Origin of the sequence: Sphingomonas sp. DC4900 (genome assembly GCF_049896485.1) — a bacterium.
GTDB lineage: Bacteria > Pseudomonadota > Alphaproteobacteria > Sphingomonadales > Sphingomonadaceae > Sphingomonas > Sphingomonas aquatilis.
In genome coordinates, this window is record NZ_JAFCUK010000035.1 from 1 (window position 1) to 4305 (window position 4305).

Consider the following 4305-nt stretch of genomic DNA (forward strand, 5'->3'; position numbering starts at 1 on the left):
ACTTTAGATACCTGCTGACCGGCCATGGCTTGCCCTGATGAAGTCTGCGGCCGCTACGCGGCCTTGTCTTCATCAGGGCCATAGCGGCTCCCGAACCAGCGCTTCCCAATGTGCTACGGGACCGAACTGACGTCGAACGCGGTGCTCGCCTGGTCCGGCGATGCCCGCATCGAGTGGCACTACATCGCGCCGGGCAAGCCAACGCAGAACGGGTTCGTCGAGAGCTTCAACGGTCGCATGCGCGACGAGCTGCTCAACGAGACGCTGTTCTTCACGGTTCGCCAAGCCCGCTCAATCCTGGCGCGCTGGGTCGACGACTACAACACCGAGCGGCCGCACTCGTCGCTCGGCTACGCCACCCCGGCAGCGTTCGCTGCCAGGCTCGAACAGCAACGGGCGGGGTTAACCCCGCCCGTTGCTTCACCTGCGCTCATGCGCGACAACACCGGTCAGTCTCTGGTCGAAGCTGGATGAAAGGCGGGGGTCACGTCACCTTGTTGGTGTCACCGACCTCCTAGGTATCGATCGCATACGTCATCTGTATTGGACGTTCGGAAAGACTTCTTCCTAACTTTCGTCAACGAACGCGTTCTGACCGGGCGGAGCCCCGGCAGTCGAGCGAACGGGGAGGAAATACATGAAGGCTCATCGAAGCTACACGGCGACCATCCGCCGAACTGTGTCCAGCACGGCACTCGCGATCGGTCTTGGCGTGGTTCCCGCCCCTGCCTTGGCACAGACCACCATTCCCGCCCAAACGCCACCGGAACAGCCCGTCGTTGAGGCGGGCACCTCGGCAGCACAGGCCGCGCCGGCCCCGGCGGCCTCCGCCCCACCCGTACAGCAGTCCGACCCCATCGCCGAGGAACCTGGAGGCATTGGCGACATCGTCGTGACGGCGCGCCGTCGCGAGGAGAGCATCCAGAACGTCCCTATTTCCGTCGCGGCGTTCGGGGGCAGCGCGCTCGCCGAGCGTCAGATCGACTCCTCCGACAAGCTCACCCAGCTCGCTCCCAATGTCCAATTCAGCGCGGTTGCGCCCGCATCCGGCAACAGCTCGTCCTCCGCGATTTTCATCCGCGGCGTCGGTCAGACCGACTTCCTGGCCTCGACCGATCCCGGCGTTGGCTTCTACGTCGACGGCGTCTACTTCGCACGCGCCAGTGGAACCGCCATATCGCTACTTGATGTTGAGCGCGTCGAGGTGCTCCGCGGCCCGCAGGGGACGCTGTTCGGTCGCAACACCGTCGGCGGTGCCATCCAGGTCTTCTCCGCGCGCCCAAACTTCTCCGGCGTGTCCGGCAACGTTGGCTGGACGCTCGGTGACTATAAGCGCGCGGATCTGCGCGGCGTCCTCAACCTCCCGGTGAGCGAGACGCTGGCGGTACGGTTCGCGGCCACCAAGCGCATCCGCGACGGCTACGTCACCAACATCCTCGACGGACGCGACTTCGGTGACGTCAACACATTTGCGGCCCGTGCAAGCCTGCTGTGGAAGCCGAGTGACAAGTTCGAGGCGCTGCTGATCGGCGACTACACCAAGGACGACGTGAACGGGTCGCCGACCGTCTTCGGCGGGATCAACACCAGCGCCGCGTTCGTCCGCTTCGCCTCGGTAATCGCGGGTTGTCCCGGCTTCGCGCTGACGAACCCCGTCACGCCGGTGCCGGAGAACAACGATCGCCGCTGCGCCAACAACCAGTACTCGGCCCTCGGCCCCTTCAAGGTCGCCTCCAACGCGCCCAGCCGGTCCGAGCTGGAGATGTACGGCATCGGCCTGACACTCCAGTACGACGTCGCCGACTGGCTGACCGTCAAGTCGATCACTGCCTATCGCGAGACCAACCCTTTCTCGATCCGCGACGCCGACAACACGCCGCTGCGCATCCTCGAGACCGTCAACCAGGACAACATAAAGCAGTTCACCCAGGAGCTGCAGTTCCTTGGCGAGACCCCCAACGGCCGCCTCAAGTACCAATTCGGCGCCTACTATTTTCGCGAGACCGACTACCAGTTCTACCCGGTCTTCCTCCCGTCGCAGATCAGCGCCACCACCGGCGAGGAACTGCGCGTCGGCGGCCTCAACAACAACGCCGACATCAAGAATGAATCGCTGGCGATCTTTACGCAGGAGTCCTTCGCGATCACGGACAAGCTGAACCTGACGGTCGGCCTCCGCTACACCCGCGACAAGAAGGAGGCCACGCCGTTCGAGACCGCCGCCGTCAGCGGCTACGGCTACACGAACGTCGGCTACAACGTGGCCTATCCCGCGCCGCTGAACGCCCAGAACGTCTGCCTCGGGCCGCAGCGCACGGGCGCGGTGGCCGCGACCTGCACCGGCTCCCGGACCTTCCTCTTCAACCCGGTCCTCAACTCGAAGACCAACAGCAAGTTCACGCCCGCGGCGACGCTGCAATATCAGTGGACACCGGAGCTCATGACCTATGCGAGCTACTCGCAGGGCTTCAAGAGCGGCGGCTTCAACACCCGCATCGTGCAGCCCGTCATCTCGCCCAACGCGCCGACGGGTCGGGAATTTCTGCCCGAATTCGACCCCGAGCAGGTGACGTCGTACGAGATCGGCGGCAAGCTGCTCATCGGCCGCACGCTCCGGCTTTCCGCCGCAGCCTTCAAGTCGAAATACAAGGACATCCAGATCGTTGTGCGCGAGGGCGTCGCCCCGGTCGTGCGCAACGCCGGCGAGGCGACGATCAATGGCTTCGAGGTCGAAGGAACCGTCAGCCCGATCGGTCCGCTGCTGATCAATTTCGGCGTCGGATACACGGATTTTGGCTACGACAGCTTCACGAACGCGCTCAATGCCGGGCAGGCGAACCTTGCGCCTGGCGCGCTAGGTCGCGTCGACCTCGACGACATGCAGGCCTATACGCCGAAGTGGAGCCTCAACGGCGGGTTCGCCTACCGCATCCCGTTGAGCTCGGGTTCGCTCACTCCGCGCGTCGACGTCGCGTACCGCAGCAAGACCTACTTCGACGCGCCGAACACCGAGCAGATCGCCCAGAACAAGTATGCGCTGGTCAACGCGACCTTGCGTTACGCCGACCGGGCCGACCGCTACAGCATCGCTGCGGGCGTCACCAATCTGACCAACAAGGCCTATATTGGCAGCGGCAATTCGTCCCTCACCGCAGCATCCGGCTATGCCGAGGTGACGTACGGCCCGCCGCGCATGTTCACGGTCGAAGGCACGATCAATTTCTGAACCCTCTCTCCACGGGCAAGTGTCCGGTAGGTCCCGGTCGCTTCCCGACCTCGTTACGGTCGCCCCGATGCTGTTCGTCAGCATCTGGGCGACTGGCTTTTTGGTCGCACGCCTCGTCGCGGGCCACGCGGACCCGCTCACTTTCCTGACCATCCGCTTCGCGTGCGGTACGGCCATATTCACCGGCTTAGCTGCGCTCGCCGGTGCGTCCAGGCCCCGCGAACCGCGGTTGTGGGCGAACGCGGTCGTCGCTGGCCTCCTGCTCCAGGGAATTTATCTGGCGGGCGTGTTCTGGTCAGTCAGCCATGGCCTGCCGGCAGCGGTCTGCGCCCTCATCACAGGCCTGCAGCCGCTCCTGACCGCAGCGCTGGCCGGGCCGATGCTTGGCGACCGCGTCACCCGTCGGCAGTGGATGGGAATCCTGGTCGGCTTGATCGGCGCGACAATGGTGCTCGCCCCGCAGGTGACCTCGTCCGTCCACGCGGCGGCTCCCGTCACCGTCGCGGTCGCGGCGCTGGCGACCGTCGCCATCACGCTCGGCACCATCTGGCAGAAGCGCAGCGGCGGTGGCGTTGACCTACGCGTCGGCGCGGCGATCCAATTCGCCGCCTCGGGCCTCGTCATCGCGCCCGTCGCGCTCCTGACCGAGGATATGCGCTTCGATGGCAGCTGGGAGGCGTGGAGCGCGCTAACCTGGTCGGTAATCGGCCTGTCGGTCGGCGGGATGACCTTGCTCCTGATGATGATCGGGCGCAGCGCGGTCTCGGTCGTCGCCTCGCTGTTCTACCTTGTGCCGCCCGTCGTGGCGGTGCTGGCGTTCATGCTCTTTGGGGAGGCGCTCGGCGCGGTGCAGATCGCCGGCCTGATCGTCGCCTCCGCGGGGGTCGCGATCACGACACGGGACAGAAGCTGACGTATGTTGATGGTCTAGGAAGGGCGCCGGTGAGAGGATGGTTCAAGTCGTACGCTCTCATGACTGCCATCCGAGACGCTGGCCGAGTTTACCTTGTCGCTGGCCGCAAGACCAGCGTTCGCATTGACCTTGGCGGGTGTGCCGCGGACGCCTGATCGACGACGAT

The 4305-nt window shown here is 65.1% G+C and carries 2 protein-coding genes and 1 pseudogene; all 3 read left to right on the forward strand.

From position 1 onward, the window contains the following. Window positions 1-117: 117 nt before the first annotated feature. Window positions 118-474 (forward strand): annotated as a pseudogene (locus tag ACP690_RS17965) (integrase core domain-containing protein); the annotation flags it as partial. A 163-nt stretch (window positions 475-637) separates the two neighbouring features. Continuing rightward, on the forward strand, window positions 638-3226 hold the full coding sequence (locus ACP690_RS17970) for a TonB-dependent receptor (RefSeq protein WP_082731222.1): 2589 nt from the start codon (window positions 638-640) through the stop codon (window positions 3224-3226). 67 nt (window positions 3227-3293) lie between these two features. Continuing rightward, window positions 3294-4139, forward strand: coding sequence for a DMT family transporter (locus ACP690_RS17975; RefSeq protein WP_066667189.1), 846 nt, complete (start codon window positions 3294-3296; stop codon window positions 4137-4139). Window positions 4140-4305 lie beyond the last annotated feature (166 nt).

Coding starts and splice junctions, on each gene's coding strand:
- ACP690_RS17970 (WP_082731222.1), top strand. CDS start 638: ATGAAGGCTCATCGAAGCTACACGGCGACCATCCGCCGAACTGTGTCC.
- ACP690_RS17975 (WP_066667189.1), top strand. CDS start 3,294: ATGCTGTTCGTCAGCATCTGGGCGACTGGCTTTTTGGTCGCACGCCTC.